The 15,065-nt window shown below is 73.6% G+C and carries 15 protein-coding genes; 9 read left to right on the top strand and 6 right to left on the bottom strand.

Annotation, left to right across the window (positions count from 1 at the left end; genetic code table 11):
- Positions 1 to 64: 64 nt before the first annotated feature.
- Positions 65 to 2,275 carry a xanthine dehydrogenase family protein molybdopterin-binding subunit gene (locus tag ACO229_RS16550; protein WP_423462167.1) on the bottom strand — a complete coding sequence of 737 codons (2,211 nt, stop codon included), beginning with the start codon at positions 2,273 to 2,275 and terminating at the stop codon, positions 65 to 67.
- Between the two features lie 190 nt (positions 2,276 to 2,465).
- Here ACO229_RS16550 and ACO229_RS16545 point away from each other — a divergent pair, with 190 nt between their 5' ends.
- Both ACO229_RS16545 and ACO229_RS16540 read left to right on the top strand, forming a co-directional pair.
- Entirely contained in the window at positions 2,466 to 3,320 is an 855-nt protein-coding gene (locus tag ACO229_RS16545; RefSeq protein WP_423462166.1) for a helix-turn-helix transcriptional regulator, read from the top strand.
- Between the two features lie 553 nt (positions 3,321 to 3,873).
- Positions 3,874 to 6,114 (top strand): alpha/beta hydrolase-fold protein, encoded by a 2,241-nt coding sequence (locus ACO229_RS16540; protein WP_423462165.1) that lies wholly within the window; start codon positions 3,874 to 3,876, stop codon positions 6,112 to 6,114.
- A gap of 115 nt (positions 6,115 to 6,229) precedes the next feature.
- On the opposite strand, the gene ACO229_RS16535 is transcribed toward ACO229_RS16540, so the two are convergent.
- Both ACO229_RS16535 and ACO229_RS16530 read right to left on the bottom strand, forming a co-directional pair.
- Positions 6,230 to 6,883, bottom strand: coding sequence for a class I SAM-dependent DNA methyltransferase (locus ACO229_RS16535; RefSeq protein ID WP_397417913.1), 654 nt, complete (start codon positions 6,881 to 6,883; stop codon positions 6,230 to 6,232).
- Positions 6,884 to 6,950: 67 nt separating this feature from the next.
- On the bottom strand, positions 6,951 to 7,595 hold the full coding sequence (locus ACO229_RS16530) for a DUF6226 family protein (RefSeq protein ID WP_423462164.1): 645 nt from the start codon (positions 7,593 to 7,595) through the stop codon (positions 6,951 to 6,953).
- Between the two features lie 174 nt (positions 7,596 to 7,769).
- Between ACO229_RS16530 and ACO229_RS16525 the strand changes: the two genes are divergently transcribed.
- Both ACO229_RS16525 and ACO229_RS16520 read left to right on the top strand, forming a co-directional pair.
- Positions 7,770 to 8,138: a DUF4440 domain-containing protein gene (locus ACO229_RS16525; protein ID WP_397417917.1), complete on the top strand. Its 369-nt coding sequence runs from the start codon at positions 7,770 to 7,772 to the stop codon at positions 8,136 to 8,138.
- An 87-nt stretch (positions 8,139 to 8,225) separates the two neighbouring features.
- Positions 8,226 to 8,504 carry a hypothetical protein gene (locus tag ACO229_RS16520; protein WP_423462163.1) on the top strand — a complete coding sequence of 93 codons (279 nt, stop codon included), beginning with the start codon at positions 8,226 to 8,228 and terminating at the stop codon, positions 8,502 to 8,504.
- Positions 8,505 to 8,531: 27 nt separating this feature from the next.
- Here ACO229_RS16520 and ACO229_RS16515 read toward each other — a convergent pair whose 3' ends face one another.
- The gene (locus tag ACO229_RS16515; protein WP_397417922.1) at positions 8,532 to 9,242 is read right to left on the bottom strand and encodes a PAS and ANTAR domain-containing protein; all 711 of its coding nucleotides are present in this window, start codon (positions 9,240 to 9,242) and stop codon (positions 8,532 to 8,534) included.
- A 170-nt stretch (positions 9,243 to 9,412) separates the two neighbouring features.
- Between ACO229_RS16515 and ACO229_RS16510 the strand changes: the two genes are divergently transcribed.
- The 5 genes from ACO229_RS16510 to ACO229_RS16490 all read left to right on the top strand — a co-directional run bounded on the left by ACO229_RS16510 (position 9,413) and on the right by ACO229_RS16490 (position 13,419).
- A complete protein-coding gene (locus ACO229_RS16510; RefSeq protein WP_423462162.1) occupies positions 9,413 to 10,834 on the top strand; it encodes an FAD-dependent oxidoreductase in 1,422 nt (473 codons plus the stop codon).
- Between the two features lie 71 nt (positions 10,835 to 10,905).
- The gene (locus ACO229_RS16505; protein WP_423462161.1) at positions 10,906 to 11,406 is read left to right on the top strand and encodes a hypothetical protein; all 501 of its coding nucleotides are present in this window, start codon (positions 10,906 to 10,908) and stop codon (positions 11,404 to 11,406) included.
- Positions 11,403 to 12,632: an NRAMP family divalent metal transporter gene (locus tag ACO229_RS16500; protein WP_397417928.1), complete on the top strand. Its 1,230-nt coding sequence runs from the start codon at positions 11,403 to 11,405 to the stop codon at positions 12,630 to 12,632. The genes ACO229_RS16505 and ACO229_RS16500 overlap by 4 nt, the downstream gene beginning before the upstream one ends.
- On the top strand, positions 12,629 to 13,006 hold the full coding sequence (locus ACO229_RS16495; RefSeq protein WP_397417930.1) for a hypothetical protein: 378 nt from the start codon (positions 12,629 to 12,631) through the stop codon (positions 13,004 to 13,006). Before ACO229_RS16500 ends, ACO229_RS16495 begins: the two co-directional genes overlap by 4 nt.
- Positions 13,003 to 13,419 (top strand): PRC-barrel domain containing protein, encoded by a 417-nt coding sequence (locus ACO229_RS16490; RefSeq protein WP_423462160.1) that lies wholly within the window; start codon positions 13,003 to 13,005, stop codon positions 13,417 to 13,419. Before ACO229_RS16495 ends, ACO229_RS16490 begins: the two co-directional genes overlap by 4 nt.
- 19 nt (positions 13,420 to 13,438) lie before the next feature.
- On the opposite strand, the gene ACO229_RS16485 is transcribed toward ACO229_RS16490, so the two are convergent.
- Entirely contained in the window at positions 13,439 to 14,044 is a 606-nt protein-coding gene (locus ACO229_RS16485) for a flavodoxin family protein (protein WP_397429605.1), read from the bottom strand.
- Between the two features lie 105 nt (positions 14,045 to 14,149).
- Positions 14,150 to 14,863, bottom strand: coding sequence for a PAS and ANTAR domain-containing protein (locus ACO229_RS16480; RefSeq protein WP_423462159.1), 714 nt, complete (start codon positions 14,861 to 14,863; stop codon positions 14,150 to 14,152).
- Positions 14,864 to 15,065 lie beyond the last annotated feature (202 nt).

Below are 15,065 nucleotides of genomic sequence, written 5' to 3'. Positions count from 1 at the left end.
CGATCCTTGCCGGACGCCGGAGGCCCATCCAGGGCCTGGCGATCACAGGCTGACGAGGCCGGACCTAGTCCTCCCGCAGCAGCTTGTCGAGGGTGATGGGGAGGTCGCGCACCCGTCTGCCGGTGGCGTTGAAGACGGCGTTGCCGACCGCGGCGGCCGATGCGACGGTCCCGATCTCGCCGAGCCCCTTGACGCCGAGCTCGCTGAGCACGGGGTCGGGCCGGTCCAGCCAGTGCACGTCGATGTCGGGGATGTCGGCGTTGACGGGGACCATGTAGTCGGCGAGGTTGCCGGCGGCCAGCCGGCCGGTGGCCGGCTCGACCGGGTCGTGCTCCAGCAGGGCGTGCCCGATGCCCATGATGACGCCACCGACGAGCTGGCTCCGGGCGGCCTTCGCGTTCACGACGCGGCCGGCGTCGACCACGGTGGTGAACCGGCTGACGCGCGGTTCGCCGGTGAAGCGGTGGACCCGCACCTCGCAGAAGTGCGCACCGAAGCTGTGGACCGCGTACCGGGTGGCCTCGTCGCCCGGCTGCTGGGTCCCCTCGCCCCCGGCCGCCGGGACACCGGCGGCGGTGAGCAGCTGGCCGAAGGTCATCGCCCGGTCCGCCGAGCGCAGGCGACCGTGCTCGTAGGTCAGCGCGGCGGGGTCGGCACCGTGCCACGGCGAGCCCGGGCTGGTCACGGCGATCCGCTTCAGCTCGTCGACGGCGGCCCGGGCGGCGGCCTGGACCGCCGGAGCGGTGCTCGCGGTGGCTCCGGACCCCACCGACGAACCGCCCTGCGGCAGCGTCGAGTCCCCGTACTCCAGCTCGATCCGGCGCATCGGGATCCCCAGGGCGTGGGCGCCGACGGTCGAGACCATGGTGGCCGCGCCGGTGCCCGGGTCGACCGTCGCCGTGGACACCACGGCGGTGTTGTCGGCCCGCAGGCGGACCCGGACGGTGGCCGGCTGCCGGTCCGTCGGGTAGACGGCCGACGCCATCCCCATGCCGACCAGCCAGTCCCCGTCGACGCGGGAGCGGGGCGTGGCGGACCGCGCCGACCAGCCGAAGCGGCGGGCGCCCACGCGGTAGCACTCGTCGAGGTGCTTGCTCGTCCAGGGGCGGTCGGTGCCGGGCACGACGGTGGTGTAGTTGCGCAGCCGCAGCTCGACCGGGTCGACGCCGGTGGCCACGGCGAGCTCGTCCATCGCGGTCTCCAGCGCGAACGACCCCGGGGCCTCGTCGGGTGCCCGCATCGCCCAGGTCGGCGACATGTCGAGGGTCACCTGCCGGTCCTCGACATGCAGGTTCGGTGTCCGGTAGGCGAGCGCCGTGGAGGACTCCGCCGCGGTCATCTGCCATCCGCCGACGGCGGGCATCTCGGCGTCGGTCACGTGGCTGACCGCGGTCAGCACACCGTCCCGCCGGGCGCCCAGCCTGACCGTCTGGTTGATCCGGCCCCGCCGGCCGATGACCTGGAAGACCTGCTCCCGGGTCAGGACGAGCCGGACAGGGCGGTCCAGCACCTCGGCCGCGGACGCGGCGAGGGAGGTGTCGTACCAGGACAGGACCCTGCTGCCGAAACCGCCTCCCACGTACCTGCTCATGACCCGCACGCGGTCGGTCGCGATGCCGAGCCGGGCGGCGATCAGCATGACGGCGAAGAGGGGCACCTGCGTGCCGCTGTGCACGGTGAGGATGCCGTCCTGCCACCGGGCGAGAGTGGTGTGGGGTTCCATCGCGACGTGGTGCTGCGAGTCCTGGTGGAAGTCCGCCTGCACGACGACGTCGCTCGCGGCCAGTGCCGCATCGATCGAGGCGACGCCGTCGGCGAGGGTGGTGGACCGGGGCGGGCGCCCGCCGGCCGGCGCGTCGGGCAGCGTGCCGGGCTCGTCGTCGAGCGAGGTGCGGGGCGGCTCGGCGTCGTAGGTCGTGGTGACCATCGCCGCGGCGTCGCGGGCCTGCTCGAAGCTCTCGGCGACGACCATGGCGATGATCTGCCCGTGGAACCGTACGTCCACGTCCTGGAGGGGCGCGTAGCTCTCGCCCAGACCGGGCAGCACGTACTGCCGCAGAGGATGGAACGGGCTGTACACGTCCAGGACACCCGGGGCGGCCAGCGCGGCGGCGGTGTCCATGGCGCGGATGCGGCCGCGCCCGACGGTGCTGGTGATCAGGTAGGCGTGCGCGAGATCGGGGGCCGGGTGGTCACCGGAGTACTCGGCGGCACCGGTGACCTTGCGCCTGCCGTCGATGCGGTCGATCTCGCGTCCCACTGGTGTGAAGGCCATCGTGGCTCCTTGGTCGGTCGCTGGTCACGTGCTCGGGTCCAGGCTGACCACGCCTGCGGACGGCAACCAGGGGGTCGGCGATCCCAGGCTGGGGTGCCAGGCCCGGGTCCCGGGCTCCGGTCCAGGTCGCCGCTACGGGGGTATCGACGATCCGTGGTAAAGCCCTGTGCGCGACTGCTAGAAACGAGAGATGACAGTCGATCGGGCCGGGCTGGCCGACTTCCTGCGCCGTCGGCGGGAGTCGCTCCAGCCGGAGGACGTCGGCCTGCCCCGGGGGCGGCGGCGACGGGCCGCAGGGCTCCGCCGGGAGGAGGTCGCCCTCCTGTGCCACATGTCGACCGACTACTACATGCAGCTCGAACGGGAGCGTGGGCCCCGTCCGTCCGAGCAGATGCTGGCGTCGATCGCGCAAGGGCTCCACCTCTCCCTCGACGAGCGTGACCACCTGTTCCGCCTGGCCGGGCACAACCCACCGCCGCGCGGCCCGGCCGGCGAGCACATCAGTCCCGGCCTGCTGCGCGTCTTCGACCGCTTGACCGACACGTTCGCGGAGATCGTCACGGAGCTGGGCGAGACGCTCCGGCAGACGCCGCTGGGCGTGGCCCTCACCGGTGACCTGACCGCCCACAGCGGCCCGGCCCGGAGCCTCGGCTACCGCTGGTTCACCGACCCCGCCGCACGAGGGCTCTACGCCCCCGAGGAGCACTCCCTCCTCAGCCGCATGATCGCCGCCGACCTGCGCCGGCTCGCGACGCTCCGTGGCCCCGGATCCCGGGCCGCGCAGCTCGCCGGCCGGCTCCTGGAGCGGAGCGAGGAGCTCCGCGCGGTGTGGGACGACCAGGAGATCGGCGTCCACGCCCACGACGTCAAGCACCTCGTGCATCCCGAGGTCGGCGCCCTGGAGCTGCACTGCCAGTCCCTGGTCGACCCCGATCAGGCTCACTACCTGTTCGTCTACACCGCCGTGCCGGGCAGCGAGAGCTACCGGAAGCTGCAGCGGCTGTCCGTCGCCGCGCGGGCGCGCTTCGCCGACGCGGTCGAATGAGCCGTGGGAAGGCCGGGGACCGGGAGGTCCTGGCAGACCGCTGCCGCACGATGCCTCGCGCGTGCTTCGCCGTCGACGGGATCAGCACGGCGCCCCGTTGACCGCAGGGCGTGGTGCTTACAACGTCGGAATGACACTGCGTGCCAGCACACACCTGTGTTCCCGCTGCTCAGCGCGGTTCTGGGCCACCTTCCGGGTGATCCTGGCGAGATCCGTTTACAACGTCGGAATCGATCGCTAACCTGGGCTGGCGAGCCGCCGTGCAGGCGTGCTCGTCCGCCGTTCAAGGAGGAACAGCGATGCCACGTCGTGCACCGGCCCTGTCGTCGACCGCGACCCGGACGCCACCAGCGGGCGGTTCGTCGCCGACGTCCCGCACCACCGGGCGAACCGACGTGCTGGGGCTCCCGCGGCGGACCCGACCCCGGGGCGGACCCCGCCCCTGACCCAACCACCGTGACACCGGTGCCCGCCCGGGTGCCGGCCGTGCGCGAGCTCGGCCTGGGCCGTCCCTCGCGACGTCGATAACGTTTTCCAAACGAGAGGCAGGTCAATGACGATTGAATCTCAGGCAAGACCCCCTCGTCGCGTCCGGCGGGGCCGACAGGCGCTCGCGGCGGCCACCGCGAGCGCCGTGGTGGCGAGCGGCCTGCTCGTCGCGCCGTCCGCTGCCGCGCAAGCGGTGAGCCCCGACCCCTGGGTGGGTGAGGTGCCGAACAACCCGATCTCGGACGTCTACCGCTTCACGGTGCCCCGCGCGGCCGTGACCGAGGCGACCGGGATCGCCGACGGTCCCGTCGCCGTGCAGGGGAACTTCGGCCCCGGCAAGGCATGGACCGACCTCAACATGGGGGCCAGCGGGGCGAACCTGACCGCGACCCTCGGCCCCCTCGAACCCGGCCTCTACTACTACCAGTACGCCGCGCGCCCCGCCGCGGACCAGGACGCGGTCGCGTTCCGTAACCCGGGCGCGCCGCAGGAGGTGACGTCGAAGCCCACCTACAGCACCCTGTTCGTCCCCGGACCGGGCGCGGAGTGGCTCGACGACGTGGCCGACGGCGGCCGGCTCACGACCCTCGAGTACGGCAAGGGACCGAAGCGCGACAAGGAAGCGCTCGTCTGGACGCCGTCCGGCTACGACGCGGACCGCGCCGAGCAGTACCCGGTGCTGTACCTGCTGCAGGGCGAGGGGCAGAGCTACCGCGAGTGGGTGGAGCTGGGCCGGCTCGGCCAGATCATGGACAACCTCACGCTCGACGGCGACGCCGAGCCGATGGTCGTCGTCATGGGTGACGCGAGCGTGCCGGGCCCGGCCGGTGTGACGAAGGAGCTGCTGCCCGCCGTCGAGCGTGCGTTCAACGTCTCCGACAAGGGCTCCGGCCGCGCGATCGCCGGCATCGGCCGTGGTGCGGAGCTGGCCGTGGACGCCGTGGTCGCCAAGCCGCGCGAGTTCGCCGGCGTCGGCTCGTTCTCGGGCGGTTACGACAAGCCGATCTCCCGGGGCAAGGCCAAGCAGATCAACGACGCGACGGACATCGTCCGGCTGTACGCGGGCAACGTGACCGACGCCGCGTACGACGACACGGTCGCGCTGGCCGAACGGCTGACGACGGCGGGCGTCGAGTTCCAGTCCGACGGGTCGGACCCGGAGACGGGCGGCACGTGGGACACGTGGCAGAAGAACCTGCACGACTTCGCGGGGCGCGTCTTCCAGGACGTCGACGACGAGGGCCCGAGCGAGGGGCACCTGCCGTTCGTCGAGCACCGGCTCCCGCCGGCGGGGACGACCCCGACGCCGTGGATCGACGAGAACGGCGTGGTCACCTTCGAGCTCGGCCCCGAGTACGCCGACGCGAACAACGTGACCGTCTGGGGCAACTTCGGCCCGGCCGGAAGCTGGCCGCGCACCCACATGGTCAAGCAGGCCGACGGGTCGTGGCGGCTCTCGCTGGCCGTCGAGGGCGGGTCGTACTACTACAAGTTCGTGGTCGACGGCGTCGACCGCAAGGACGCGAACAACCCCACGACGGTGTTCTCGGAGCCGACGTGGAGCACCTTCACCGTCGAGGGCGACACGCTCCGCGGCCAGTACACGGCCCAGGTGCCCGCCGACGCGCGCGGCGAGGTCAGCGTCATGAGCTACCAGAGCACCGCGGGCGGCGGCACACAGCGCTCGGCGTACGTGTGGACGCCCCCGGACTACGACCCGGACCGTGCCGAGGAGTACCCGGTCTTCTACCTGCAGCACGGTGGCGGGCAGACGTGGACCGACTGGGTCGAGGTGGGGTATGTCCAGCGCATCCTCGACAACCACTACCTGCGCGGCAACATCGTGCCGATGGTGGTGGTCATGGCCAACGGCAACGGCGTGGACTTCCCCACGGAGATCACGACGCGGATCGTGCCGGCCGCCGAGGAGCAGTTCAACATCAGCTCCGAGAGCGACCAGCGCGCGCTGGCGGGCCTGTCCATGGGGTCGGGCCACACGCTCAGCACGCTCTGGGCGCACCCGGGCGAGTTCGGCTACATCGGCGCCATGTCGGCGTTCGGTGCACCGCCGGCCAACGCCGACGTCGAGGCCATCAACGAGGGCACGAAGCTGCTGCGCGTCTACTCCGGTGACGTGCAGGACTTCACCTACGGTGCGACGTTGCAGCTCATCGCGGCCATGGAGAGCCGTGGGGTGAACCACGAGTTCGCGCCCATCGTCCCGGGGCCGCACAGCTGGGACGTCTGGCAGAAGTCGCTCATCGACTTCCTGCCCCGGCTGTTCACCGAGGGTTCCGGCGCCTGACGGCGCACGGCACCGCAGGCGGTGCGGTCGACGGGTTCCTCCCGTCGGCCGCACCGCCGTTCCGGTTGAGGAGGGTCCTGCACCGGGCCGACGCCGCGACGGCCGGTCCTGAGGTTCAGGCCGGCGTCTTGCGCAGCAGGACGTGCGCCTGCGGGAAGCCGCGTGCCGGGTCCTCGCTCGCGGCGATCGTGAGCCGGGCGACCTCGTGGACCCCGGCCCGCCCGAGCAGGCCGGTGACGTGGCCCGGTGCGTACCGCCAGGCGGGGGAGACCTTGTGGTCGAAGGCCTCGGCCGTCCCCTCGGCGTCCGGCAGGGCCTGGAAGGCGACCAGCAGGTGCCCGCCGGGCGCGAGCACGCGGCCGAGCTCGCCGAGCACCGTGGGCAGCCGGTCCGGGGGCGTGTGGATGATCGAGTAGTTCGCCAGCACGCCGGCGAGGCTGCCGGTGGCGACGTCGAGCGCCCCCATGTCGCCGACGTCGAACCGGACACCCGGGTTGGTCTCGCGGGCCGTCGCGACGAGCCGGGGCGAGAGGTCGATGCCGAAGGCGTCCACGCCCCGGTCGCGCAGGTACGCGGTCACGTGCCCGGGCCCGCAGCCGACGTCGGCCACGGCGCCGCCGCCTGCCTGCCGGACCAGGTCCGCGAAGGTCTGGACGAGCGCGTGGTTCAGCGGGCTGCCGGTGAACGCGTCACCGATGAACGCGGTGTAGGCCTCCGCCATGGCGTCGTAGTCGGTACGGGCGGTCGCGAGGTGCTCGGAGGACGTCACGCCGGGCAGCGTAGGGCAGGGCCGGCCGGGTGGCGCCGCGACACGGAGGAGCGGCCCGCCGCCGGCCTCACATCCACGGGTCGTTGACCAGCACCCGGACGTCCTCCGGGAACGAGACGTGCTCCTGCCGGGACAGACGCCGGCCCCACGCCAGCACCTGGTCGAGCTCCGGCAGGCCCGGATCGCCACCCACACCTCCGCCGTCTGGCGTCCACACACCTCGCCACGTGCCAGCAAGCATGAGGACGATGCCGCTCATCGCCTCGACGACGGCCTCGTCGAGGCCCCGGACCAGGTCGTCCGAGCCGTGGTCGCACGCATCGCAGCCGCAGTCGGGGACGAGCTCGAGCTCCGTGTCCGGATCGGCCATGCCGATGCGGACCAGCGGGACGTCGCTGTCCGGTGTCGGACCGCGCTCCAGGAAGAAGAGGGGGAGGGTGCCGGGGCGGCGGGACGTCAGGCGTACCCCGCCGTCGAGGTCGGGTCCGAGCGACTCGGGGGCCACGGGCTCGACGTCGATGTCCGGCACCGTGCCGAGCACCCGGGACCATGCCCGTGCACGGAGCGCGACGACCCGGTACCTGCCCGGGTCGGTCACCCGCGAGTACTCCTCCTCGGTCGCCTCGCGGTCCTCGTGAGGATTCGGCCACCACGGCGGATCGAGGCGCGCGAACTCGGCATCCACGCGTGCGATCAGCCGGGTTGTCTCCACCCGGCGATCCTACTGAGGCCCCGGGCCACCTCATCAAGGGGGTGTGGGGCACCAGCAGGCGGCGCAAGGGCGGTCTGTGGTGAGTTCCTGAACCGGCCGGACGGTGCGCCGCGAGACCAGGCACCATGAGACGGTTCACCGTCCGTCCGGCCACACCACGCGGGAGCGAACCACATGCCAGACCGCACCATCCAGTTCTTCCTGGACCTCGAGTCCCAGGTCTGGGACGCCCTCGCCCGCGGCGACGGCGACGCCGACCGCGAGCTGCTCGCCGAGGACTTCGTCGGGGTCTACCCCTCGGGGTTCGCCACGCGGGCGGAGCACGTGGGCGAGCTCGCGGACGGCCCGACCGTCACGTCGTACGCCCTCAGCGAGGCCCGGCTGATCGACGTCGCCCCGGACTCGGTGCTGCTCTGCTACCGCGCCGACTACCAGCCCTCGACCGGGCCGGAGAAGGAGGCGATGTACATCAGCTCGCTGTGGGTCGAGCGCGACGGGCGCTGGTGGAACACCTTCAGCCAGGACTCGATGGCGAGCGCCTGAGACCGGAGCGCGGTCGGCGCTGACCTGCTCGTGCGGATCCCCGGGTTTGCTGGTCAGGGGCGCCCGCGATCCACGACCATGGCACCCATGACCGACGAGACCACGGGCACGGGCTCCCGGCTGACCCGTGCCCACAACTCCGCCGCCCCGATCACCGCGGGCCTGGCCGGGCTGATCCTGGGGGCCGCGCTCTTCGTGATCGGTACCACCAGCCTCATGACGATCGCCACCCTCGTCGGGATCGCGGCCTTCCTCGCCGGGCTCGTCGTGCTCCTGAGCGGTGTGTACAAGCTGCTCCAGAACCTCGACGGCGCCACCCAGGCGCTCCTCGACGGCGCCGAGCAGCCCGGCCGCGCCGTACCCTGACGGCCGGCCGGGCCCTCGCCACGTGCCTCACGCCACCCGGCGGGTGAGCAGCGGGTCGTGCACCCGCGACTTCCGTTCCGGGGCGACGTCAGCCAGGATCCGGCGGACGTGCTTCGCCGCGGGTGCGCCGAGGCCGGTGCCGGACAGGCCGGCGAGCAGGTGTGCCGCCGTCGTGCGCAGGTCGGTCCCGGCGGCGCTCGCCCGCTCCGTGAGCATGGTCAGCGCCTCCTCCTCGGCCACGCCGTGCACGGCCATCAGGATGCCGCGTGCCTGCTCGATCGTGGCCGCCGAGGCCATCGCGCTGTCCACGGAGCGCCGGGCCTCCCGTGATACCGCCTCCCGCTGCAGGGGCGTCACGTCGGCCACCTGGCCCACCAGGTCCGGCCCGCGCTCGGACCGCACGGCCTGACCGGTCACCAGCAGGGTCCGGATCCGGCCGTGCGCGTCGACGATGCGGTGGGCGCAGGTGAAGGGACGGCCGGCACGGAGGGAGCGGACCGCCTCGTGGACCACCCGGTCCGGGTCGTCCGGGTGCCGGTGGCTGCGCAGCGCCGCCAGGCCCGGCTGGACGTCGTCGGGCTGGTACCCGTACATCCGGTAGACCTCGTCGGACCACCACCAGGTTCCGGTCGTCAGGTCGACCCGGTACTGCCCCGCCAGCACGGGCGTGCCGACTGCCAGGTGCTTGACCAGGTCACCGATCTGGTCGGGAGGTGTGGTGAAGGTCGTCTGTGCCATCGGGGGCCTCCGTCTGTGCGGTGCGGCGCCGTGGCTTGACTCCACCCCACACCGTAGCCCCGTCCCGCCCGGCCGGCCAGTGCGGCCCTCCCCGGGCGACCTGCGAGTGCCCGGCCTGCGTGCCAGCCTGAGACGGTCGACAGGCCGCACACCCGGCACGAGGAGGCACCGTGAGCGACAGCACCCGCGAGACCACCGGCGCACCGGCGGACACCACGGCCCCCGCCGAACCTCCGCGCGGACCGCTGCACGCCGACGTGGTCGTGGTCGGCGCCGGGCTCACCGGCGTCGTCACCGCGCACCTGCTGGCCGACGGCGGCGCCGACGTCGTCGTCCTCGACGCCGGCACCGCGCCCACGACGACCACGACGGCCCGGTCCACCGGCAAGCTCTCGGTGCTCCAGGGGACCCGGCTCACGGAGGTCGCCCGCCACGGTGACGACACGCTGCACCACTACCTGGCGGCCGGCAAGGCCGGCCTCGCGTGGCTGCGCCGCACCCTCGGCGACCTCGGCGTCCCCGTGGAGGACCGCGACGACCTGACCGTCGCCACCACGCCCGAACAGGCGGCCGTGCTCGACGACGTGCTCGCGGCCGGTCTGCGCGGCGGGCTGCCCGTGCACTGGGAGGACCGGCCGCCCTACCCCGGACCGACCCACGGCGCCGTGCGCCTGCCCGACCAGGGGCAGGTGGACCCCCTGCGGGCGCTCGCGGCACTGCGCGCCCGCCTGCGCTCCCGCGGGGTGCGGCTGCACGACGGCGTGCGGGTACGGCAGGTGCGCAGGACGTCGTCCGGCGTGGCGCTGCGCACCACCCGTGGCACGGTCGTCGCGGACCGGGTGGTGCTGGCCACGGGGACGCCGCCCGGCCGGCTGGGCGGCCTGTTCCTGCGGCTGCACGCGGGCCGGAGCCTGCTCACGACGTGGGACGTGGCGCGGCCCGAGGACCTGCCGCCGGGGTTCGGGGCCACCATGTCCATCACGGCAGGCTCCCCGGTCCGCTCGCTGCGCACCGCCGGCGGGCTGCTCATGGTGGGCGGGGAGGGCTACACCGTAGGCCGGGAGCCGGACCCCGCCGCCCGGCTGGCAGCCCTGGACGCGTGGACGCGGGAGCACCTGCCGGTGGGCGGCGCGCGGCACGCGTGGGCCGCCCAGGACTACGGCACCGACACCGGTGTCCCGTTCGTCGGACCGGTCACGCCCGGCGACGACCGCGTGCTCGTGGCCACCGGCTACGCCAAGTGGGGCCTGACGACGGCGGCGGCGGCCGGGCTCGCGCTCGCCGGCCGCCTGCTCGGCGAGCCGGAGGACTGGGGACCGGCCCTCGAACCGTGGGCCCGGCCGGCCCGGCCCACCACCGCGGCGGCGGCCACGTTCGCCGAGCAGAGCAAGGGCTGGGCGTGCGCCGTGACCCGGCCCGCGGGCGAGCGCGCCGGGGCTCGGCGCGTGTCCCGCGTGTGCCCGCACCTGGGCGGGGTGGTGCGGTGGAACGACCAGGAGCAGTCGTGGGACTGCCCCGTGCACGGCTCCCGGTTCGCCGCCGACGGAGCCCTGCTCGAAGGGCCCGCCACCGAGGCGCTCGCACCCCGGTGACCCGGGTCCCCGGTGCGCAGGGTCGCTGCGCCGGCGTGCGAGCGACCCCGCTCCGGAGCACCATCGAGGTCATGACGGTGACGGGGTGGCGGATGGTGGCGCGGGGCGTCGCCGTCGTGGCCGTGCTCGCCGGGACCACCGCGTGCACCGTCGCCAGTCAGCAGCAGCCCGGGCAGGCGAGCGCCGCCGTCGCCGACGCCCTGTCCGAGGCGAGCTCGGCGGCGCAGACCACGCGGATCACCGTCGAGCTCCTGTCCGAGGGGCGCCTGACCGGGCCCGTGGCCGACACCGCCCTGCTCGACCAGCTCCGGGCGCTGGACGACGCGGAGATGGCACTGACCACGCTGGTCCCGCCCGACGCGACCTCGAGCGACCAGCGGGCGACGGGCCTGACCGCGGTGGGTGACGTGACGGACGTCGTCGTGCACGCGCGGGAGTGGGGTGCGGCCCGGTCCGGGGGCGGCCTCGACGGGGCGTCGGCCGTGCCGGCCACCGCCGAGGAGCTGCTCGCGGACCTGGCGACCGCGACCGAGGGCGTCGACGAGGCCCTGGCCGAGGCGGGTGGGCCGTGAAGAAGGTGCTCGGCGCCGCGCTCGGCGTCCTCACGGCCATCGGTGGCTTCGTCGACATCGGTGACCTGGTGACCAACGCCGTCGTCGGGTCCCGGTTCGGGCTCTCGCTCGTCTGGGTCGTGGCGCTCGGCGTGGTCGGCATCTGCCTGTTCGCCAGCATGGCCGGCCGGGTGGCCGCCGTGAGCGGCCGCGCGACGTTCGAGATCATCCGGGAGCGGCTCGGGCCGAGGGCGGCCGGCGCCAACCTCCTCGCGTCCTTCGCCATCAACCTCCTCACGCTGACGGCCGAGATCGGTGGCATCGCCCTCGCGCTCCACCTCGCCAGCAGCGTCGAGCCGCGGCTGTGGATCCCCGTGGCGGGCCTCGCGGTCTGGCTCGTGCTGTGGCGCGTGAAGTTCCAGGTGATGGAGAACGTGGCCGGGCTGATGGGGCTCCTGCTGGTGGGGTTCGCCGTCGCGCTGTTCCTGCTCGGCCCGGACTGGGGGGAGCTGATGCGGCAGGCGGTGCCGCCGTCGCCACCGTCCACGGAGCCCGCGCCGGCCTACTGGTACTACGCCGTCGCGCTGTTCGGCGCCGCGATGACGCCCTACGAGGTGTTCTTCTTCTCCTCGGGTGCCGTCGAGGAGCGCTGGACGGCCAAGGACCTGGCGACCAACCGGGCCAACGTGCTGATCGGCTTCCCGCTCGGCGGGCTCCTGTCGGTGACGATCGCCGCGTGCGCGGCCGTCGTGCTGCTCCCGGCGGGGATCGAGGTGTCGTCGCTGTCCCAGATCGTGCTCCCGGTGGCCCAGGCCGGCGGGGTGATGCTCCTGGCCGTGGTCATCGTCGGCATCGTCGCCGCGTCGTTCGGGGCCGCGCTGGAGACGGCGCTGTCCAGCGGGTACTCCCTGGCCCAGTACCTGGGCTGGTCGTGGGGCAAGTTCCGCAGGCCGGCCCGCGCGGCCCGGTTCCACGTGACGATGATCGTGGCGATCCTGCTGGGCGTGGGCATCCTGATGACCAGCGTGGACCCCGTCGCGGTGACCGAGATGTCGGTCGTGTTCTCCGCCGTCGCGCTGCCGCTCACGTACGTGCCCATCCTGGTGGTGGCCAACGACCCGCAGTACATGGGTCGGCACGTCAACGGGCGCGTGGTCAACGCGCTGGGCACGGTGTACCTGGTGATCGTGGTCGTGGCGGCCGTGGCCGCCATCCCCCTGATGATCGCGACGGGAGCGGGGTCATGACACGCGAACGGATCGTCGACGCCCGGCTGCACCTGCTCAGCCGGCAGGTGCTGGACGCCGACGGCGAGCCGGTGCGCGCCGTCGACGACCTGGAGCTGACGGGGCCCGACGGGCAGGAGGCCCGGGCCGGTGCCGAGGCCTCCGTGGGCGCCATCCTCGTGGGTCCGGTGCTGCTCGTGCGGCTCTTCGGCGGCCGGGTCCCGGACTCGCGGCTGCCCCGCATCGACTGGTCGGACGTCGGGCACGTCGGCACGGCCATCGAGCTCACGGTGCCGTCCGACCGGCTCGACGCCGACTGGGTGGAACGCTGGCTCCGCGAGCACCTCGTGGGCCGGATCCCTGGCGGACGCCACGACCCGGAGGCGGACGGATGAACGTGGGCGACCTGCTCGACGCGCGGGTCCTGGACGCCGACGGCACGGCCCTCGGCGTCGTCGTGGACGCGCGGTTCGCGCTGGAGATCCTCGACGAGCACGACGACGAGGAGGAGCACGAGCAGGACCGGGAGGACCCGGAGCGCCCGCTGAGCGCGCACACCGCGAGCCGGGGCTCGGTCGGTGCCGCCCGCCTGCTCGGGCTGCTGGTGAGCCCGCGCGGCGGGGGGTCGTTCCTCGGGTACGAGCGCACGGAGGTGCGCTCGCCCTGGCCCGTCCCGCAGCTCGTCCGCCGTCGGATGCGCGGCACGTTCCTCGTGGACTGGGACGACGTGGCCGACGTGCGGGCGGACGAGGAGCCCGTCACGGTGCGGCTCCGCGCGGGGTGGACCAAGGAGTCGCCCGACCTGTAGGCGCCGCGCGTACCGTGGCTCAGTCCTGCTGCGGGGGCACCGGGTGCGCGGCCAGGGCCGACGCGACCGCGTGGAGGTTGTGCGCCATGAGCCGCCCCGTGCTGTGGGACCACTCGTGGCCGTGCTCGGTGTCGGGATAGTCGGGACCGGGCCCGGGGCCCTGGTTCCAGTAGGTCCAGGACTGGCCGGGAACGGTGTACCCGATGTCGCCCAGCGCCCCGCTGATCTCGGAGATCACGTGGTGCGCGCCGTCCTCGTTGCCGGTCACCACCACGCCCGCGACCCGGTTGTACGCCACGGGGGTGCCCGCCGGGGAGGTCTCGGAGAGCATCGCGTCCATGCGTTCCAGCATGCGCTGGGCCACGGACGACGGCCGGCCGAGCCAGGTGGGCGTCACGACGACGAGGATCTGCGCGTCGAGCAGACGGTCGTGGACGGACGGCCAGTCGTCGCCGTCCCCGAGGTCGGTCACCACCCCGGGCGGGACGTTCAGGTCGGCCAGCCGGAGCTGGTCCACGGCCACGCCGTGCTCCTGCAGGGCCGACGCCACGACGGCGGCCAGCGCCTCTGTGTTCGACGGTGCGGGGGAGGACTTCAGGGTGCAGCTCAGGAACAGGGCCTTCATGGGGCACCTCGCCAGGACGTCGCGTCGGCCGCTTCTGGACCTCTGCCAACGTAGCCCGGGGTGTGCCCGCTCACACCCGGGACGCCGGCCCGGGTGCCCGGCGGCTCAGCCCACGGCGTCCGACGTGGGCTCCGGGCGGACGACGACGTCGGCCGTGCCGGGAGGTACGGGTGCGGCGAGGAAGTCCGTGATGTCCTCCGCGCGGGGCGCCTCGGCCCACGACGGGTCGGACAGCCAGTCGACCAGCCACGTGGCCAGTTCCCGCACGGGCACGTTGAGCTGGTTGGAGGCCGTGCGCAGACGGTCGAACGCCTCGTCGTCGGTGATGCCGAAGGCGACCATGATGGCGCCCTTGGCCTGCTCGATGGAGGCCCGGTGCTCGGCGGCCGCCCGGATCGAGGCGGTCGCCTCGCGCTGGGCGTCCTCGCGACTGGCCTCCGTGACGTCGATGAAGTAGCCGTACAGCTCCGTCACCACGCCCGACGTCGGGTCACGCCGGGCCTGGCCCGTCACCGCGAGGGTGCGGCTGGCGCCGTGGGCGTCGACGATGCGGTGCACGGAGCTGAAGGGGCGGCCCGTGGCCGCCGCCGCCCGCAGCACGTGGTCCACCCGGTCCCGGTCGTCGGGGTGCTTGTGGGAGAGGATCAGCTCGGTGGTCGGCACGATCTCGCCGGGGCTGAAGCCGTGCATCACGAAGACCTCGTCCGACCAGGACCAGCGCCCGCTGGCCACGTCGAGCCGGTACCGGCCGACCGGGGCGTGATGACCCGGTGCGAGCGCCGCCTCGAGGGCCTGCTCCGTGGGTCGCGAACCGTTCACGTCTCGTCCCGTCGTTCGTGCTGGGTGGGCGGCGTGCCGTACCGGTGCCCGGGTGGGCGGGGTTGCCGGACGTCACCCCTTCACTCTGCACCGAGAACCGGAGAAAGGCGAGAGGCGGGCGCGAGGAAGCGTTCCCGGGTCCGCCGCTGCGAGTGAACCGGCTCGGGTGCACGGTGGATCGTGTGGTCGAGACCAGGCTGCC

Origin of the sequence: Promicromonospora sp. MS192 (genome assembly GCF_049532985.1) — a bacterium.
GTDB lineage: Bacteria > Actinomycetota > Actinomycetes > Actinomycetales > Cellulomonadaceae > Promicromonospora.
The sequence above is the reverse complement of the archived record's forward strand: the minus strand, read 5'-3'. Positions and strand labels throughout refer to the sequence as shown.

Coding starts and splice junctions, on each gene's coding strand:
- ACO229_RS16490 (WP_423462160.1), top strand. CDS start 13,003: ATGAACGTGGGCGACCTGCTCGACGCGCGGGTCCTGGACGCCGACGGC.
- ACO229_RS16525 (WP_397417917.1), top strand. CDS start 7,770: ATGCCAGACCGCACCATCCAGTTCTTCCTGGACCTCGAGTCCCAGGTC.
- ACO229_RS16520 (WP_423462163.1), top strand. CDS start 8,226: ATGACCGACGAGACCACGGGCACGGGCTCCCGGCTGACCCGTGCCCAC.
- ACO229_RS16545 (WP_423462166.1), top strand. CDS start 2,466: ATGACAGTCGATCGGGCCGGGCTGGCCGACTTCCTGCGCCGTCGGCGG.
- ACO229_RS16485 (WP_397429605.1), bottom strand. CDS start 14,044: ATGAAGGCCCTGTTCCTGAGCTGCACCCTGAAGTCCTCCCCCGCACCG.
- ACO229_RS16505 (WP_423462161.1), top strand. CDS start 10,906: ATGACGGTGACGGGGTGGCGGATGGTGGCGCGGGGCGTCGCCGTCGTG.
- ACO229_RS16495 (WP_397417930.1), top strand. CDS start 12,629: ATGACACGCGAACGGATCGTCGACGCCCGGCTGCACCTGCTCAGCCGG.
- ACO229_RS16540 (WP_423462165.1), top strand. CDS start 3,874: ATGACGATTGAATCTCAGGCAAGACCCCCTCGTCGCGTCCGGCGGGGC.
- ACO229_RS16550 (WP_423462167.1), bottom strand. CDS start 2,275: ATGGCCTTCACACCAGTGGGACGCGAGATCGACCGCATCGACGGCAGG.
- ACO229_RS16515 (WP_397417922.1), bottom strand. CDS start 9,242: ATGGCACAGACGACCTTCACCACACCTCCCGACCAGATCGGTGACCTG.